Below are 17,482 nucleotides of genomic sequence, written 5' to 3'. Positions count from 1 at the left end.
AATAAGAATTATTTTCTTTTCTCCCCTGCTCCCCCGCTCCCCACTCCCCACTCCCTACTCCCCGCCCCCCTGCTCCCTCCCGATTACGGTAAAGTGGCAGATAACCGTGCATCTTCGGAGGAAAAATTTGTGAAAGCAGTCTTAATGACAGCAGCTGGTAGTCCTGAGGTTCTGCAATTACAGGAAGTGGTAAACCCTAGCGTACCTTTAGGAAATACTGAACTTTTAGTTCGCTTAGTCGCTGCTGGGGTGAACCCCATTGACACCAAACTGCGTCAGCGAGGTACTTTCTACCCTGATCAAATGCCTGCAATTTTAGGTTGTGATGGTGCGGGAATTGTTGAGGCGGTGGGTGCTGGTGCGGAACGGTTTCGCCCAGGGGATGCAGTATTTTTCTGCTATGGCGGTTTAGGCGCACATCAAGGTAACTATGCTGAATATACAGTTGTTGATGAGCGGTTTGTGGCACGTAAACCCGCTTCAGTCTCTTTTGCGGAAGCAGCGGCCGCACCTTTAGTCTTAATTACTGCGTGGGAAGCTTTATATGAACGGGGAAGGTTGGAACCTGGGGAACGGGTTTTAATTCATGCGGGTGCGGGTGGTGTTGGCCATGTCGCCATCCAACTGGCGAAACTTAAAGGTGCTTTTGTCGCTACTACGGTGAGTTCTCAGGAAAAGGCGAATTTTGTCAAGCAACTCGGTGCTGATGAAATAATTTTTTACAAACAAACAGACTTTGTGGAAGCAGCTTTAAATTGGACTGGTGGTGAAGGCGTAGACTTGGCTTTTGACACTGTTGGGGGTGAAACCTTTGACAAAACCTTTCCGGCGGTGCGGATATATGGTGATATTGTGACGATTCTAGAACCAAAGGCTGATACTGTGTGGAAAGCTGCCAGATTACGTAATCTCCGCATCGGCTTGGAGTTAATGTTGACTCCCATGTTAGAAGGTTTAGCAGAAAGTTTACAGCATCACGGGGAAATTCTAGAACACTGTGCAACCTGGATGAATGAAGGAAAATTAAAAATTCAAGTGAATCATCAATTTCCGTTGGCGGAAGCGGCTAAAGCACATCAATTACTGGAAACTGGCTCTATCGCAGGTAAAATTGTTCTGCTAATGAGTGATGAGTGAGTGTCAAGCAGTTTGTTTAATTTTTGGGAGAACCGCAAAGAATGGCTGAGGGATACGCAGAGGAAAGCCCAGAAATATCTCTGTGTATCTCTGCGTTTAACCTCTGTATGTTTGTGCGTTTTCCTTGTTTTCTCACTCTTGTTACCTGCTGGGGCAATTTCTACTCAGCCAGAACGGACAGTTTTAACTCTAGAATTGTTACAAGAACGAGTCAGTAAACCGACTATCCGCGAAGGTAATTTGACTGTAGATTTGCGGGAAATGGTTATTGATTTGCGACCAGAGAATGCAGAATTTCGGGATAATTTTTACCAATTGCTGCGAAAGGAACTGCAAAAATCTGGGACAAAGCCTTTGGGTTTAGATCTGAGTAATTCTCTGATTCAAGGGGATTTTGTCGGGAGTGATTTGGGTTTAAGAACTCCTCTTTATGCCCCAATTATATCTAGTAACCAGTCTGCGAGTGTCTATGCGCCGATTTTAACTGCCAATGAACAAGAACAACTGAAAAATTTACGTTTGGTTTGTTTACAGTCTTTAGCGATCGCTTTACCTGATTCTAAGGATTGTCGGGCGCTTTTGGGAACTCAGCCGAGTGCATCTAGCGAAATTAGTGTGTTTCGTGGTTCGCTGACGCTGGTGCAAACTCGGTTTAATGGGGAAGTGCGGTTTACCAATACATACTTTTTTCAGGCGGTGGATGCGGAAAATGCTAGTTTTCTACAACCGACTAACTGGAATGAAACGCGCTTTAGTCGTTCTGTGAGATTTACTGGAGCTAAATTTTGGAAATCAACTAATTTTCAGACGAGTGTGTTTTTTGATCAGGCTAATTTTAAGGAAGTGAAATTTCAGGATAATGTTGATTTCCAAGACAGCACTTTTCAAAAAGTTAGTAAATTTAATAATGCCAATTTTAAGCAAGCAGCTAAATTCAATAGAGTACATTGGCAAGAAAACGCTGATTTTTCTGGGGTGCGTTTTGTTAATCAAGCCCAGTTTACCCAGGCTAATTTTAATCAATATCTTTTCCTGAAAGAAGCGATTTTTGAGCAAGCTGTGGTTTTTCGAGAAGTGCAGTTTAACCAATCTGTAAATTTACGTGGTGCGAGTATTTTTAATCAAGCAGATTTTAGTGATGCGAGTTTTGCTCAGGCTGCTTTTTTAAATGTTCCTGGTTTAACCTTTAATTCTAACCAAGCCAAAATCTTAGGTAATCCTGGTGAAATTGGCAAGATATTCTACATTCCTAGCTTGCAAGGTAATCAAAATATTTTGCGAAATTTAGGCCAAAATTTCCGTCAACAACAGCAAATTGCCGATGCTAATCAGCTAGAGTACACAAAACAAAAACTGCGCCTGAGAGAATTAAGCCATGTTTTGGTGGATACAAATATTAATAGTGCTACCCGAAAAACTTTGATGCATCTGGGTTTTAGTGCAACTCAGACAGAAGCGATCGCCACTCGTCGCGTAGTCAAACCATTTCGTAATAGCAATGAATTACTAAGTTTAGCAGACATCGATTTAGATACATACAACCAACTGAGCGATCGCTTGGTGATTGCTGAACCACTTCCACCTGGGGGGTGGTTACTGCTAGCTGTGAGATGGTTGGTGTTGAGTGTATTACTGCTGTTGAGTGGCTATGGTACCAGCTTTTGGTTAGTCTTTGGTGTGGGAGGCGTGGCGATCGCTTTTTTTGGCTGGCTATTTTGGTTAATAGATCGCTATCGTCGCTTACATCCAGTTCCCATTATTCCTACATATTATGAAACTGTCTGGATATTTGCCGGATTTAGTGTTTTAACACTTTTTAGTTTATTAGCTATTTTTCGCAATGCTGAACATCCTTGGCTGACATTAATATGTCTTTTGATGATTATTGTACCCTTACCAGTCACTTTAATTATCCGACTTTACCAACAAGGACGCTATCACGACTTAATGGATGTTTCTTATTTCACAGAAGACGGTACTTTTCGCCAATTAAGATTGTTGATTGGGCGATTACCTGTAATACCCAGAAATCAAGTATTCCGTGAGCGATATATGCATTTGTTATGGAATCGCCGTTGGAATTGGCTGAATTATTACGACTTTAGCCTAAATAATTTAGTCAGGTTAGGCTTTAACGATATTCGACTGCGAGATGAACATTTACCAGGAATTATCGCTACACTTGCTTGGTATCAGTGGAGTTTAGGAGTGCTTTATATTACACTAGTTTTATGGACGCTTTCCCGTACAATCCCCGGATTAAATTTACTAATTTATCTCAAATGATGAATCCAGGAAATACAGCAGTCATCCCATCTTCCAAACTCTTTGTATCTGCGTACCAGCATTTTGATAAGTTAGTACATAGTTTCAATACTGTAGTTAAAACAAAGAGGGGATTACGTTGAGTCAACATCCAGATGCCATTGCACCCCACGGTGGACAATTGGTTAACCGTATTGCGACACCTGAACAAAAGGCCGAATTCCTCTCCAAAGCCGACTTTTTGCCGCGAGTACAACTAGATGAGCGAGCGGTTTCTGATTTAGAGATGATTGCCATCGGCGGTTTTAGTCCACTCACAGGTTTTATGAACCAAGCCGACTATCATCGTGTCGTCCAAGAAATGCGGCTAGCCAATGGTCTTGTGTGGTCAATACCGATTACACTCTCAGTTACAGAAGAAGTAGCATCCCCACTCCAGGAAGGTGAACTGATTCGTTTAGATAACGCCAATGGTGAATTTATCGGTGTTTTGCAACTCACGCAAAAGTATATTTACGATAAAAACCTTGAGGCCATTAACGTTTACCTGACTGATGAAGCAAAACATCCAGGTGTCCAGGTAGTCTATAACCAAGGTGCTGTCAATCTTGCAGGTGACATTTGGTTATTACAACGTGATCCCCATCCTCATTTCCCTGCTTACCAAATCGATCCTGCTGCTTCGCGGCAGATGTTTAAAGATCAGGGTTGGAAAACCATTGTCGGCTTTCAAACTCGCAACCCCATCCACCGCGCCCACGAATATATTCAAAAGTGCGCTTTAGAAACCGTTGATGGTCTATTTTTGCACCCATTGGTAGGGGCGACAAAAGAAGATGATATTCCCGCCGACGTGCGGATGCGCTGCTATGAAATTTTGCTAGAACACTACTACCCCGAAGACCGGGTGATTTTGGCAATTAATCCGGCAGCAATGCGCTATGCTGGGCCACGGGAGGCCATATTCCATGCCTTAGTACGCAAAAACTACGGTTGTACTCACTTTATTGTCGGACGGGATCATGCCGGGGTGGGTGATTATTACGGTACGTATGATGCTCAATACATCTTTGATGAATTTGAGCCTGGTGAATTGGGTATTGTGCCGATGAAGTTTGAACATGCTTTTTACTGCACACGCACCAAACAAATGGCTACAACTAAGACTAGCCCTAGTAAACCAGAAGAACGCGTTCACCTGTCGGGAACCAAAGTTCGGGAAATGCTGCGCCGGGGTGAATTACCACCACCAGAATTTTCTCGTCCGGAAGTGGCGGCAGAATTGGCCCAGTCTATGCAAGTCAAAGTCTTGGCTTAGAAAAGTTTGTTAATTGGCAAACAAATCAACTTTAAATTTACACTACAGACGTCAGCCCTTTAAGCTAATAGCTGATGGGCTGATGACTGATGGTTAATTTTGACATACTCCTTGACCTAAAGGCACAACGATTATCTAAACCTCACGACTTAGATTTCTGCTTCCTAGCAACTGCCTCCACCCCGAAGGTTTTTCGGTCTTATGTTTGCTCCACAGACTTAAATTCCCGGATGTCCCTCGGTACATAGTTTTCACTTTACCACGTAAAGCCGTGCTAAAAGCACGGGGTTTGAGACCCAGGAGTTTCGATGAAGCGTCGGACTTTTTTACAACGAATTGGTTCCATACTCGCGGTGTTGGGTGTAACTGAAGCCGAGTGGTTGACTTTAAGCGATCGCTATTCCCAAGCTTTGGCACAACCTAGTACACGGAAATTAGCTTTATTGATAGGCGTTAATCAGTACCGAAAAAGTCCCTCTTTGAGTGGCTGTCTCACTGATGTCGAACTGCAAAAAGAGCTGTTGATTCATCGGTTTGGTTTCCAATCCTCAGATATCCTGACATTAACTAATGAACAAGCAACCAGGAAATCCATAGAGGCGGCTTTTTTAGCACACCTGACTCAACAAGCTCAAGCTGATGATGTTGTTGTGTTCCACTTTAGTGGCTATGGTACCCGCATCAAATCTGGCAAATTTGTGGATACGGTGCAAAATGCTTTAGTTACAGATCATGATCGTCAAGAATCACAAGATGAGAAAATAGTCAATACCAATTATTTATTAGTAGAAACCTTAGAACTATTGGGGCGATCGCTGCCTACAGAACGGGTGATAGCTGTCTTGGATACTAGTTACCATGCTCCTAAGACACCCCAGCCACCAGGATGGCGCATTCGCGCCCGTCAAGAATTAGCAGAAGCACATCTGGCCACAGCAGAATTGGAGTTGCTACAACAACTCAAAAGTAAAAACACCCCTGCCAATGCGGGTATTCTGCTATCTGCCACTTCAGATCCCCAGCAGTTAGCCAGAGAAGTGCTATTTTCCGGTTTTAGTGCGGGATTATTTACCTATGCCCTAACACAATATCTGTGGGAAACGACATCAGCAACGACAATTCAATTCAGCCTTTCTCATGTGGGCAGTTTGATGTACAAACTGGGTAGCCAACAGCAACCAGGATTGATCAGTGAGTCAAAAAATCAACCGGGAACTGTCAGCATCCAAAATTTATTGCCAAATCCCCAAGTGGGTGCAGAGGGAGTAATTACAGCCATCGAAGACGATGGAAAAACAGCCGATTTGTGGTTGGGTGGCATACCGCCGCAAGTACTAGAATACTACGGAGCTAATTCCCGAATTACCTTATCAACAGGAGAGCAATTAACATTGCGATCGCGTGCGGGGTTAACAGCAAAAGCCCAAATATCTAGAGTCAAAGCAGAAACACCCCTGCAAGTTGGGCAACTCTTTTGGGAAAAAGTGCGGGTATTACCACGAAATCTGAATTTAACCGTAGCTTTAGATACTGGACTAGAAAGAATTGAGCGCGTAGATGCGACAAGTGCCTTTTCCGGCGTTGCCCATATTTCCACCTTCGTGGCGGGAGAACAACCAGCTGATTGTATATTTGGTAAACTCCAAGAAACTCCTAGTCGCTATGGTTTATTTACTCCAGGCGGCGAACTAATTCCCAACACAGCCGGGGAAGCGGGAGAAGCTGTGAAATTGGCAGTGCAAAGATTATTACCCCAATTACCAACTTTATTAGCAGCCAAGTTGTGGCGACTCACAGAAAATGAGGGTTCTTCTCGCCTACCAGTCAAGGCAACTTTAGAAATTGTTAACGGCTTATCATCTCGCGTAGTTATGCAACGCGAAACTACACGAACTCTGAATGGTGAAAAATTAACCAGCAAATTACCACTAACAGCCCTGAGTAATCCTACTGTGCCTATTGGTAGTAAAATGCAGTATAAATTACAAAACAAGAGCGATATCCCGGTATATTTAATGCTCCTGGGATTAAAAAATCATCGCAGTGCCATCGCCTTTTACCCTTGGACATCCCCGGAAGAATCTACTAGTGCCGACTCTAAACCAGTATTTCAACAAGTAATAATTGCTCCAGGACAGACAGTTATATTACCAAAAAGTTTTACCGCTTCTGAATGGATGATTCCTGGGCCAGCTTACGAATGCGAACACCAAATGATTCTCAGTATCGCTCCCTTTAAAGAAACCTTGAAATCTTTAGAAACCTCTAAGTATCCGATTACAGACCAAAGACCATTTGGTGCATTAGTGAATCCTTTAGAAATTGCCCAAGCACTACTCCAAGATTTACACAACAATAGTACAGTCAAATCTGATACTAGTAGCAATAATTCTACTGACTCTTATATGTTAGATGTGAAGTCTTGGGCCAGTTTCAACTTTGATTTTCAAGTTGATTGAGTATCTTAGTCCGGACAAAAAATAGGTATAAATTGCAAAAGTTGCCCCGACTTATTAGCCTAGGCAACTTCTGCTACACCCCTTGCACAATAAAAAAGATACCATTTTCCCAAAATGTATGTCTGCCAAATTGCCACAAACCCATATTTTGCTGACAATCATGCTAAATATTCGTCTCATGAGCCGTGGTATAATTTGATCCGAGCATTTGGATAAACACTAAAAATTTCGCGCCTGTCTTATGTTAAGTCCTGTATTAACACTCAGTATCTTTCAAAAACAACCCGATCCTCAAGCATTTTCCGCAGGTCAAATCATCTTTGAAGAAGGACAGGCTGGAGATTGTATGTTTGGTATTTTAGATGGAGAGGTAGAAATATTAGTCAATGGTAAAATTGTAGACAAAATTGGGGAAGGTGAGGTTTTTGGCACAGGTGTTCTAGTAGGGATCAAAGCTAGAACTTATACAGCGATCGCTAAGACTAACTGCAAACTTGCGTTCGTAGATGAGTCAGGGTTTCTATTTGCTGTTCAAGAAACACCTATGTTTGCCCTCAAGGTGATGAAAAGTTATTCCGAACGTCTGAGTCGCTTGCAACATAAGTTCTAACTCTATCTCTATCTGTAGCAGTGCGATTCACGAGTGTGGCAAAGTTATACTTGAAATAAAGATAAATTTAAGCTTTAAGTAATAGTGCGATCGCGCAGCTTAATGAAGTTATCGCCAGGCTAAACCATGACTGAGCAAAAGGATACTGAACATAACTCAGTTGATTCTCAGCAAATTAGTGAAACAACTGATCATGTGGTGACTAAATCAGATAATGCTTGGTCAAGCCGCATTACGGGAATCTGGAAGCAAGCTACAAAAAACTTAGTTAACCTCTTACCCGTAGAGCAAGTGACACAGACCATTGTGCAGTGGTTCAGTGTCAGTGAAGCCGAAATTGCCGAGATTTTAGACACAGTTCGCTCAGAATTACCCACCACAGAAGCCTTGCTCATTGGTAAACCCCAAGCTGGTAAAAGTTCAATTGTCAGGGGTTTGACGGGAGTTTCTGCCGAAATTGTTGGTCAAGGATTTCGCCCCCATACCCAAAATACCCAGCGTTACGCTTATCCTTCTAGTGACCTACCCTTGCTGATTTTCACGGATACCGTAGGACTAGGAGATGTCAAACAAGATACGCAAATAATCATTCAAGAATTAATTGGTGATTTGCAACAATCAAGTCGCCGTGCCAGAGTTTTAATTCTCACAGTGAAAATCAATGATTTCGCTACTGATACACTGCGACAAATTGCTCAACAACTGCGTCAGCAGTATCCCGATATTCCCTGTTTACTAGCGGTTACCTGCTTGCACGAAGTGTATCCCCCTAGTATTGTTGATCATCCTGATTATCCACCAGACTATGAGGAAATTAACCGAGCTTTCGCCGCCATTGAGCAAGATTTTACAGGGCTGTGCGATCGCTGTGTTCTCATTGACTTCACTTTAGAAGAAGATGGTTACAATCCTGTTTTTTACGGCTTAGAAGCATTGCGTGATGCTCTCGCTGACTTACTCCCAGAAGCAGAAGCCAGGGCAATTTATCAATTATTAGATGATGTAGCTGGTAGACAACTAGGCGATCTTTACCGTGATGCTGGACGGCGTTATATTTTACCATTTGCTGTGATGGCAGCAGCTTTGGCAGCTGTACCTCTGCCATTCGCCACCATGCCAGTTTTAACTTCCTTGCAAGTATCAATGGTGGGTTTGTTGGGCAAATTGTATGGGCAAACCTTGACTCCATCCCAAGCGGGAGGTGTCGTCAGTGCCATAGCTGGAGGGTTTTTAGCCCAAGCTGTAGCACGGGAATTAATCAAATTTGTGCCTGGTTTTGGTAGTGTCATTGCTGCTTCCTGGGCTGCTGCTTATACTTGGGCCCTGGGGGAAGGTGCTTGTGTGTATTTTGGTGACTTAATGGGGGGCAAAAAACCTGACCCTGAAAAAATTCAAGGAGTCATGAAAGAAGCATTTCAGAAGGCCCAAGAAATGTTTAAAGGCATCAAAAAATAGAAGATTTACTTTCTAGAGCTTGCACAAATGCCTCAAACTGACCATCAGGTGTCCATTGAATAGCGCCATCGTCTCTAGTAAAAAATAGTTGTGTCTGGTGTTTACTCAATTCAGATAAGGTTTTGGCATCAAGATTAGCAGCCGAGGCGATGGCCACCTCTGGCTGTAATGTCTGTACTAAATCTTTCAAAGACTGGGGACTACACCACAGCACTTGGGGACGAATTAAATTCCCTGTCTTAACTAGCTGTTCTACTTCTGTAGACTTGACATTCCCCACCAGTAGCCAATTCTGACCTTTAATCTGCATTTGTAAAATAGGCAACTGCTCATTAATTAACTGAGTAATTACCGAACCAGTATTTATAGTTTGACCGGGTGTTAAAGGTTGGTAGATGCCTTTTTGTTTTTGGACTTCTTGTTGAATTATTTGAGTAGCAATGGTGCCTTGGGGATTGGGTGAATATTCATAGAAATTTTTGATTGACAGACCTTGTAAAAGTTCCAACCAAGCATTACTTTCTTGATTGTGAAAATTACTAGCGATCGCCCAATCAATTTGATTCACACCCTGCTGTTGTAAAAACGGTAAGATGGTGAATCTTCCAGTACCCTCATCGCCACTATTAATCAAGGTTACTGTTCCGCGGTCTTGAATCACGACAACTGGTTCAGCCCCAGTCGCTAAGACTGTAATTCTAAATAATGTATTTGCCGAATGCCACATGGGAACCAGCACCAAACCAATGGCAATAAAACCAGCAAACCACCACCGTTGCTGCCACCAACGCATCAGCCAAACTAAGATCACCAGTGCATATATGGCCAGTAACTGCCACACAGATATACTCCCTACAGCCAAAGAATTACCCGGCAAGTTACTGAAAAATTCCACTAACTTAATTAACCAATCAATAGGGAAGTGTAAAACTCCAGCTACAGCACTGCCAGCTTCCGGCCAAATTAAGGCGGCGATCGCACTGGTAATGCCACCGATACTAATCATGGCAATCAAGGGTGTGCTAATAATATTCAGTAGCAAACCATAAGCAGGTACAACCCCAAAGACAAACAATTGCAGGGGTAACGTCCAAATAATTGCCGCCAGAGGGACAGCAACTAAAGAAGCGATAGCCAGTGGTAACCAATCTAAGCGTTTAACTAGGGCGGGAACTGTAACAATTAACCCCAAAGTTGCTAAAAAGCTCAATTGAAAGCCTAAATCCCAAATCCATAGAGGGTTAACTAGTAATAATAAAGTTGCCGCTAATAGCAAAGAGCCAAATTGTTTAACCTTTCTTTTTAATAGCAAACCAACTAACGCCGCAAAACCCATAATTACGGCTCGCAGTACCGAAGGTTGAAACCCGGTTAAACTCAAGAAAATTAATAACCCTAAACAGCCAAAGGTAAACTGTGTTCCCTTAGATGCACGCCTAGTTAACTGTAAAATCAAACCCAAAACCAAAGAAGTTTGAAAACCGGAAGCTGCCAAAGTATGAGCTAAACCTGCTTTCACAAACAAATCGCGGATATCGTAGGGTAAATCCACAGCTTTGCTACCCAACACCATTGCACTCACCAGGGGCCCTTCAGGAACACCCAGCCAACGAACTTGCGATCGCACAATTCGCTGTCTAATTTGCCACCATCCCCATTTACGCTCTTCATCCACATCTAAAATATTTATCTGCCGTCCAGTCAAACCCGCAAAAGTTCCTTCTTGCTGAAGAAACTTCTGAAAATCAAAAGCCCCAGGATTTGACGCTGTTCTCGGCTTATATAAAACTCCAGTCACATCAATTTGTTGCCCAGGGTATAACCCAGTAGCCTGAAGCATCGGCACTGTTACATACAATTTACCCGTTACCCCTTTAGGAACATCTGCCGGGCCTTTTTCGTTTTTTACCTCATCCAGCTGAGTTGCTGCCAACCAAAATTGACCCCGCTGGCTACGAGTCAACCGGGGATTACTGATAACTTCGCCACGCACAATTACCAATTGCTGTTGATTATTATTATTTTCTGACGCCAGCAATGCACTAATATCTTTCTCTCCCGGTTGTGGTACCCGCCATTGAAAATATAAAGTTGCTAATAACCCTACTAAACCAGCAACAAGCCATACTCGTGGATGGGGCGTTTGCCAAGTGTTGGGTACTGTCTTCGTTTTATTACCACTGTTTTCCGGTGTTTGCCCAAATTTCCCTGTTCTGCGCCTGATAGACAGAATTGCTCCTACTATCCCTAAACCCAAAACCCAAAACCCGCCCCCAGTAACTCCTGTAAACAGCAATCCTAAAATAAAACCAAGACAGATCACCACACCACTTGTCTGAATCATAAATAACTCGTCAATAAACCTACTTGTTCGTAATCAGCCGCTCTAGCACTGAAAATCCTTGTCCTGAATGCCATAACATTCACCACAAGCTTCAGCGAATAAATTCACAGTTGTTTTAAAATAACTAGAAAAACAAAAATATACACAATTATTGTGCTTTTTGGTGATGAATCGAAAAATAGTCTTGTTTCTACAAGCGATCGCTCTTCATCAGAAAGAGATAGGATAAATTTGTGCCTTAAGTACACAATGCCTTAGCATAGGCAGCAATTGATTTAGCTGTAAGATTTTTATTTGTGTCTGATACTAGCAAGTGGTTCCCGCTCCAATACCATGCAATGTAGCAGCAAACGTTGCAAAATAGAGTAATATCCGAAACCAAGTATGAAAAAAACTCTGAACTTAGCTGGGGACAGAGGATGTGATGTTGTACTCTGTAGAGGTAATATTTACTATTCTTTACAAAGGATTTTGAAATACATAGCTCAAAATCTACAACATGGAAGCATCTTTTGAAATCACCCTCCAAATGGTGAGCGTTGTTGTTGCAGGTATTAGCGCCCAAGTGCTAGCTGCATACTTCCGCTTACCTAGCATTGTTTTGTTACTGTTACTAGGCATTGTGCTTGGCTCAGATGGGCTGGGCGTGTTGCACCCTCATATGCTAGGTACAGGACTGGAAGTAATTGTTGCCCTAGCAACGGCAATTATTTTGTTTGAAGGCGGACTCAATCTAGATTTGCGAGAGTTGGGCAAAGTTTCTGTGAGCTTGCAATTGCTTGTGACTCTAGGAACATTAATCACACTCATTGGCGGTAGTATGGCAGCCCACTGGCTGGGCGAATTTCCTTGGAATATAGCTTTTCTCTACGCCTCTATCGTCGTGGTTACAGGGCCCACAGTTATCAGTCCCCTGCTTAAACAAATTAATGTAGATCGACAAGTAGCGACCATCTTAGAAGGGGAAGGAGTTTTAATCGACCCTGTGGGAGCGATCCTCGCCTTTGTGGTCTTAGATACGATTATGAACGGCGATGCCGACCCCGTTAATGCCATCGTCGGTTTACTAATGCGTTTGGGAATTGGTGGAGCCATCGGTGCTGCTGGCGGCTACTTGATGAGCTTGATTTTCAAACGCGCCAATTTTCTATCATCCGAGTTAAAAAATTTGGTGGTATTGGCGATTCTTTGGGGTCTGTTTTCGTTAGCGCAGACGATCCGCAGTGAATCGGGAGTCATGACTACAGTCATAGCCGGTGCAGTTTTTGCCAACTCTTCGGTACCAGAAGAACGCCTATTACGGAGTTTTAAAGGGCAACTGACAATTCTCAGCGTCTCCGTACTATTTATTCTGCTAGCGGCTGATTTATCTATTGCTAGTGTGTTTGCCTTGGGTTGGGGCAGTTTATTCACTGTTTTGGTTTTAATGTTCGTTGTGCGCCCGATTAATATTCTCTGCTGTACTTGGAACAGTGATTTGAATTGGCGACAAAAATTGTTTTTAAGCTGGGTGGCGCCTAGGGGAATTGTGTCAGCATCTGTAGCGTCTTTGTTTGCGATTTCGTTGACACAGCGCGGGATTAACGGTGGTGATGCTATTAAAGCTTTAGTCTTTTTGACAATCATTACAACTGTGGTTTGCCAAGGGTTAACGGCTGGCCAAATTGCTAAGTGGCTACGCATCACCTCTGAGGATGTGACAGGGGCGGTAATTGTCGGTTGTAATCCCTTGAGTTTGTTAATTGCTCGCTTCTTCCAAGAACGGGGAGAAACAGTAGTGATGATTGACACTGATCCGGAACGCTGTGCAAAAGCAGCAGAGCAAGATATTCGGGTGATTTCTAGTAGTGCGCTGGAAGTGAGTGTTTTGGAGGAAGCTGGATTGGCTTCTTTGGGAACCTTTTTGGCGATGACCAGCAATGGTGAGGTGAATTTTGTTTTAGCTCAAAGAGCAGCTGAAGAATTTAATCCACCCCGTGTTTTAGCTGTTTTTCCCCGTGACCCTCAAACTAATTCCAGTTCTCAAAATAAAGTTCACCAAGCCTTTGCTACAGATGTAGGAATTAAGACTTGGAATGAATACATTAATGATGGCAGAGTGAAGTTAGGGACAACTACAATTAATGATGCGGAACTTTCTAGCCAAAAAAATCGCGTTCAGGAAAAGATTCGGACTGGGGAATTGATTCCACTGCTGGTAGAACGAGCAGAACGCTTACAGGTAATGCCAGCTAATCAAGAATGGCAAGTAGGCGATCGCATTATTTATTTATTGCATGACCCCAGGCCTAATCTGTTAAAACGTCTCTCTGGTAGTAGCCAATCAACTCGCCTGTCTCTGGAAACTTTACCAGAAGTTGAAGAAGTTCCATTGGCGAAATTATCTCAATTGTTCACCAGTGAAGCATCGGAAAGTTGAATTTGGGCATCTGTGGCGGCTTCTGCATACATTTGCTGTTCTTGCCAAATCAGGGCAGATAAATGTACCACAGCCAAAACAATGGCAATCACCGAAATAATATAACTGTTGATGGTGTAAAGGTGTTCCACAGTGATGGTGTTAATGGCTCCACCACCTGTGAGAATATCTCGGAGTTGTCCACCAATGAAAGGAATGGCTTCAATGGTTCCTAGTTCAATGCTAAAACGCCAGTATCCTTCTTGAGTCCAGTCTAAAAGCATGGCTGTCCAATCTAAGGCGATCGCACTGAGAGTAAACAAAATCCCACTAATCCACGCAGCCAGCCAACTTTTACTAAATTGCCGACCTAAAAACATCACCACAATTTGAATTAGGGCAACTACAATGACGGCATTACCCGCCAGATCATGGGTTCTGCGGAACAACCAGCCGTATGGTATCTGGGTATTAATCGTTTTTAACGATCTATAAGCACCACCTGCTGTTGGTTCGTAGTAAAAAGAAAGTAAAATTCCCGTAGTGATATAAATCAAGCACAGAGTGACAATGGCAACGGCTAAAATCGTCGCTAATCGTCGCAAAATTCGATCAAACTGGGTGCTTTGCATAATTCACCCCTCCTATTTGGAGTTAAGTATGTATTTTTATTACGATCTTAACCAAGAAATATTAATATATTTTACTTTTCTCAGAGAAAGATAAATTTTTCTAAAGTAAATATTGCATCCAAGCTTGTAATGGTTCTGGTGAGCCATACCAAATACCAGGACTTCTAGGAGAATGTCGCACTCCAGCAATCACAATATTTTCTGCCCCTTCTAGATGAGCGGCGGCAATGGGTGTAATCCCATCACCCCAGGTGTTACCTTGACCACAGGTTAATTGATAACTGCTGTAAGCTAACCAACAGCCAGGTTTTCTAGCACCAAAGATGGTTTTCCCGGCAACGCAAACGTAACGCACGTCTTTGTAAAATGCCCCAGGGTAGTTATTGGTGACAAAATCCAAATTCCAGCGAGTCCAACGTTCTTGGCTGATATGGGGTGTACCTAGAGTAATCAGGTTAGCCACCAAAGGATAAGCTTTCCAGCAGGAGGATATTACTTGACCACGCGCTGCATAAGGCTGTTCTCCCAAGTAAATCCGGGAAATCCAACCTCCTGCTGAGTGACCAATTAAGTTGACTTGAGGGGAGTTATGTTGCTGTAACATCTGTTTTACTGTGCGGTCAATTTGCTGCACAATCGGTGTTACAGGTCTGCCACCAATAGTCGGTAACCAATCACGCCTCTTGAGGGGGACTGTGATTGTGGGGATACCCAACTGCACCAGAGATTGTTCTAATTGACGGTAGGCGATCGCAGTTTCTAAATATCCAGGCACAATGATTGTAGGTAATGGCATTTTGGCAGACAAAGAGTTAGGGCAAGGAAAAATATGAAAGCAAAAGGTATTTCCCGATAAATAGCCAATTTGGCTACATTTAGCAACTTCGTTGATGTGGTAGAATCGAGTTTAACTATATTCTGTTCATCAATAATCAGCTGCATATCCTCTATAGGAATGTGACTGAAAAAAAGATAGTCGGCTAATACATCAAGCAACACTCAACAGATTTATAGTTATACATTCAGACTGATGCGATCTCCACCAGTGGCAACTATCCTAGATTCCAGTCCGCATTGTGCAACTCCTCATAGAAACCGCAATTCAACAGAATCATTTTTCAATACCTCTTTAGCAAGTGCAATTTTATTGATTGCTTCACTGAAAAATTAGAAACCTGAAATCAGCCTATACTGTCGTTTTTAATTACCAGCGTAGGTAGTTATGATTTTAGAGAGACGCATCTCTTGTAATCAAGATAAAATTGCTTTGCTAGTCAACTGCAACCGAGCCGAGTGAACGATAACAGCTATGACTTACGTCTCCTTGCTAAAAAATATACCAGAAATTTTAAGCCAGCCCACTGGGATAGCAGCTCTAGCCTCTCTTGGTATTCATGGGGCTATTGCCTTGATTGTACCCTTGATGCCTGTGGATTCTGAGCAAGCTCAAAAATCAACATTACCAAAGTCAGTCGGTATCTTGGAATTAAGCCAAGCTGACCAAAACCGTCTGCCACAAACACCAGGTACATCTCAATCGCCAGTTGGTCTGCAACCACAATTACCTGTACAACCAGGATTTTCCTTCCAACCACAGTTGCCCATGCAGCCGCAACTGCTGCCGCCAAACCTGGATACTCAAAGAGCAACATTGCCCCCATTGCCACCATCGCTGTATACGCAGCAGCCATTGCCACCAATCGTCACCAGGCCTAATATCTATCGCAATCCCTCTAATGCTACGGCTTCTTTACCTCCAAGGCAGCCTGCGGCTACACCTCCAAGGGAAGAATTGCAATTTGATAACTCTGGTTTCAACGCTGCTGATAAAAAGTTCACCCCATCAGCGCCTGTTTTTAATGCCGATGACATTAGAGTAGCCGTCCAACCACTACCTGTAAACAGATTACCAGAAGTAAATGCGGCGGCAAGACCTAGTGACTTACCAAATACCCCGCCGCCTGTTACAGCGACTACTCCCACACCTCCAACCCCGCAGCGTAGTAATAATGCAGAGCAACTTACCAGAAATCAGGCATTAATAGCGCGTATCCAACAAACTCCACAAGCTGGAGATGAACTAAACCTAGCTAACGAAAGTATCCCGAAATGGCAGCAGGGTTCTGCACCTAAACCACCTGAGTTGCCCTTAGCGCAGGTTAATGAGCCACAGACTGAGCAAACACTAGTAGCTAAACTCACCTCATACGAAGACTTGAGAGCAGCAATTCAGCAAGAGTACCCAGGCGCGACACAAAAAGCAGTTATTCGAGAAACTGTGGCCACAAACAAGCCCACTGCTGAAGGTACAGTTTCGGGTTTCTTGGTGGTAGATACTGATGGTAAGGTTTTAGACATTAAATTCCAAGACAAGTCGGTTTCTCCAGAATTGCAAGTCAAGACCAGAGAATATTTTAATACCAAGTCTCCCAAGGCAGATCAACAAATTAGCAGTTATCCATTTAACCTGCGTTTTGAAAATAACGGTAATACTGCTGAGACTACTCCCCAGCAGACACCCGCAGCGGTTAAACCAGCACCCGCGCCAGCTGCTAATGTCCAACCATTGCCAAATTTCCAAATCAGAACTGAAAGTCCAGCACCCGCGCCGGTTGTGATTCCTCAAACATCATCGGTAGAGGAAACCAATAGCAATCAGCTATCTTCTTCTGAAGAAGGTAGTGAAAAACTTATACAGAGGTTGCGTCAATCGAGAGAACAAAAACAAGAATAAAGAATGAGGGAGTCGGGAGTCGGGAGTCGGGAGTCGGGAGTCGGGAGTCGGGGAAAAAAGGCCAGGTTTCATGTCCAGACCCCATTGCCCCTTTTTCCTTTATTCCCCTACGGTGTACACACAAGTGCTA

11 protein-coding genes are annotated in these 17,482 nt (G+C 43.3%); 8 read left to right on the top strand and 3 right to left on the bottom strand.

What is annotated here, in order from left to right:
* Nucleotides 1-129: 129 nt before the first annotated feature.
* The 6 genes from ACM0OS_RS04195 to ACM0OS_RS04170 all read left to right on the top strand — a co-directional run bounded on the left by ACM0OS_RS04195 (nt 130) and on the right by ACM0OS_RS04170 (nt 9,244).
* Nucleotides 130-1,137, top strand: coding sequence for a zinc-dependent alcohol dehydrogenase family protein (locus ACM0OS_RS04195; RefSeq protein WP_414541905.1), 1,008 nt, complete (start codon nt 130-132; stop codon nt 1,135-1,137).
* A 90-nt stretch (nt 1,138-1,227) separates the two neighbouring features.
* The gene (locus tag ACM0OS_RS04190; protein WP_414541904.1) at nt 1,228-3,423 is read left to right on the top strand and encodes a pentapeptide repeat-containing protein; all 2,196 of its coding nucleotides are present in this window, start codon (nt 1,228-1,230) and stop codon (nt 3,421-3,423) included.
* Between the two features lie 118 nt (nt 3,424-3,541).
* Entirely contained in the window at nt 3,542-4,720 is a 1,179-nt protein-coding gene (sat, locus tag ACM0OS_RS04185; protein ID WP_414541896.1) for a sulfate adenylyltransferase, read from the top strand.
* A gap of 308 nt (nt 4,721-5,028) precedes the next feature.
* Nucleotides 5,029-7,179 carry a caspase family protein gene (locus ACM0OS_RS04180; protein WP_414541895.1) on the top strand — a complete coding sequence of 717 codons (2,151 nt, stop codon included), beginning with the start codon at nt 5,029-5,031 and terminating at the stop codon, nt 7,177-7,179.
* 241 nt (nt 7,180-7,420) lie between these two features.
* Nucleotides 7,421-7,789, top strand: coding sequence for a Crp/Fnr family transcriptional regulator (locus tag ACM0OS_RS04175; RefSeq protein WP_414541894.1), 369 nt, complete (start codon nt 7,421-7,423; stop codon nt 7,787-7,789).
* Nucleotides 7,790-7,915: 126 nt separating this feature from the next.
* Nucleotides 7,916-9,244, top strand: coding sequence for a GTPase family protein (locus tag ACM0OS_RS04170; RefSeq protein WP_414541893.1), 1,329 nt, complete (start codon nt 7,916-7,918; stop codon nt 9,242-9,244).
* Here the strand turns inward: ACM0OS_RS04170 and ACM0OS_RS04165 are convergent.
* Complete coding sequence (locus ACM0OS_RS04165; protein ID WP_414541892.1) at nt 9,234-11,588, bottom strand: ComEC/Rec2 family competence protein; 2,355 nt, start codon at nt 11,586-11,588, stop codon at nt 9,234-9,236. The genes ACM0OS_RS04170 and ACM0OS_RS04165 overlap by 11 nt on opposite strands.
* Nucleotides 11,589-12,087: 499 nt before the next feature.
* Here ACM0OS_RS04165 and ACM0OS_RS04160 point away from each other — a divergent pair, with 499 nt between their 5' ends.
* On the top strand, nt 12,088-14,007 hold the full coding sequence (locus ACM0OS_RS04160; RefSeq protein WP_414541891.1) for a cation:proton antiporter: 1,920 nt from the start codon (nt 12,088-12,090) through the stop codon (nt 14,005-14,007).
* On the opposite strand, the gene ACM0OS_RS04155 is transcribed toward ACM0OS_RS04160, so the two are convergent.
* Complete coding sequence (locus ACM0OS_RS04155; protein ID WP_414541890.1) at nt 13,974-14,618, bottom strand: cytochrome b N-terminal domain-containing protein; 645 nt, start codon at nt 14,616-14,618, stop codon at nt 13,974-13,976. The two genes, ACM0OS_RS04160 and ACM0OS_RS04155, sit on opposite strands and share 34 nt — an antisense overlap.
* Before the next feature lie 100 nt (nt 14,619-14,718).
* The gene (locus tag ACM0OS_RS04150; RefSeq protein ID WP_414541889.1) at nt 14,719-15,414 is read right to left on the bottom strand and encodes an esterase/lipase family protein; all 696 of its coding nucleotides are present in this window, start codon (nt 15,412-15,414) and stop codon (nt 14,719-14,721) included.
* A 513-nt stretch (nt 15,415-15,927) separates the two neighbouring features.
* On the opposite strand from ACM0OS_RS04150, the gene ACM0OS_RS04145 reads away from it, so the two are divergent.
* Complete coding sequence (locus tag ACM0OS_RS04145) at nt 15,928-17,352, top strand: hypothetical protein (RefSeq protein WP_414541888.1); 1,425 nt, start codon at nt 15,928-15,930, stop codon at nt 17,350-17,352.
* Nucleotides 17,353-17,482: the final 130 nt, after the last annotated feature.

The organism is Nostoc sp. CCY0012, from assembly GCF_963920855.1.
GTDB lineage: Bacteria > Cyanobacteriota > Cyanobacteriia > Cyanobacteriales > Nostocaceae > Cyanocohniella.
Note: the sequence above shows the minus strand (reverse complement) of the source record. Positions and strands in the feature narration are given on the sequence as shown.

Excerpts from the sequence above, each read along its gene's own strand:
- ACM0OS_RS04150 (WP_414541889.1), bottom strand. The coding sequence starts at position 15,414 with ATGCCATTACCTACAATCATTGTGCCTGGATATTTAGAAACTGCGATC.
- ACM0OS_RS04180 (WP_414541895.1), top strand. The coding sequence starts at position 5,029 with ATGAAGCGTCGGACTTTTTTACAACGAATTGGTTCCATACTCGCGGTG.
- ACM0OS_RS04145 (WP_414541888.1), top strand. The coding sequence starts at position 15,928 with ATGACTTACGTCTCCTTGCTAAAAAATATACCAGAAATTTTAAGCCAG.
- ACM0OS_RS04160 (WP_414541891.1), top strand. The coding sequence starts at position 12,088 with ATGGAAGCATCTTTTGAAATCACCCTCCAAATGGTGAGCGTTGTTGTT.
- ACM0OS_RS04170 (WP_414541893.1), top strand. The coding sequence starts at position 7,916 with ATGACTGAGCAAAAGGATACTGAACATAACTCAGTTGATTCTCAGCAA.
- ACM0OS_RS04155 (WP_414541890.1), bottom strand. The coding sequence starts at position 14,618 with ATGCAAAGCACCCAGTTTGATCGAATTTTGCGACGATTAGCGACGATT.
- ACM0OS_RS04175 (WP_414541894.1), top strand. The coding sequence starts at position 7,421 with ATGTTAAGTCCTGTATTAACACTCAGTATCTTTCAAAAACAACCCGAT.
- ACM0OS_RS04165 (WP_414541892.1), bottom strand. The coding sequence starts at position 11,588 with ATGATTCAGACAAGTGGTGTGGTGATCTGTCTTGGTTTTATTTTAGGA.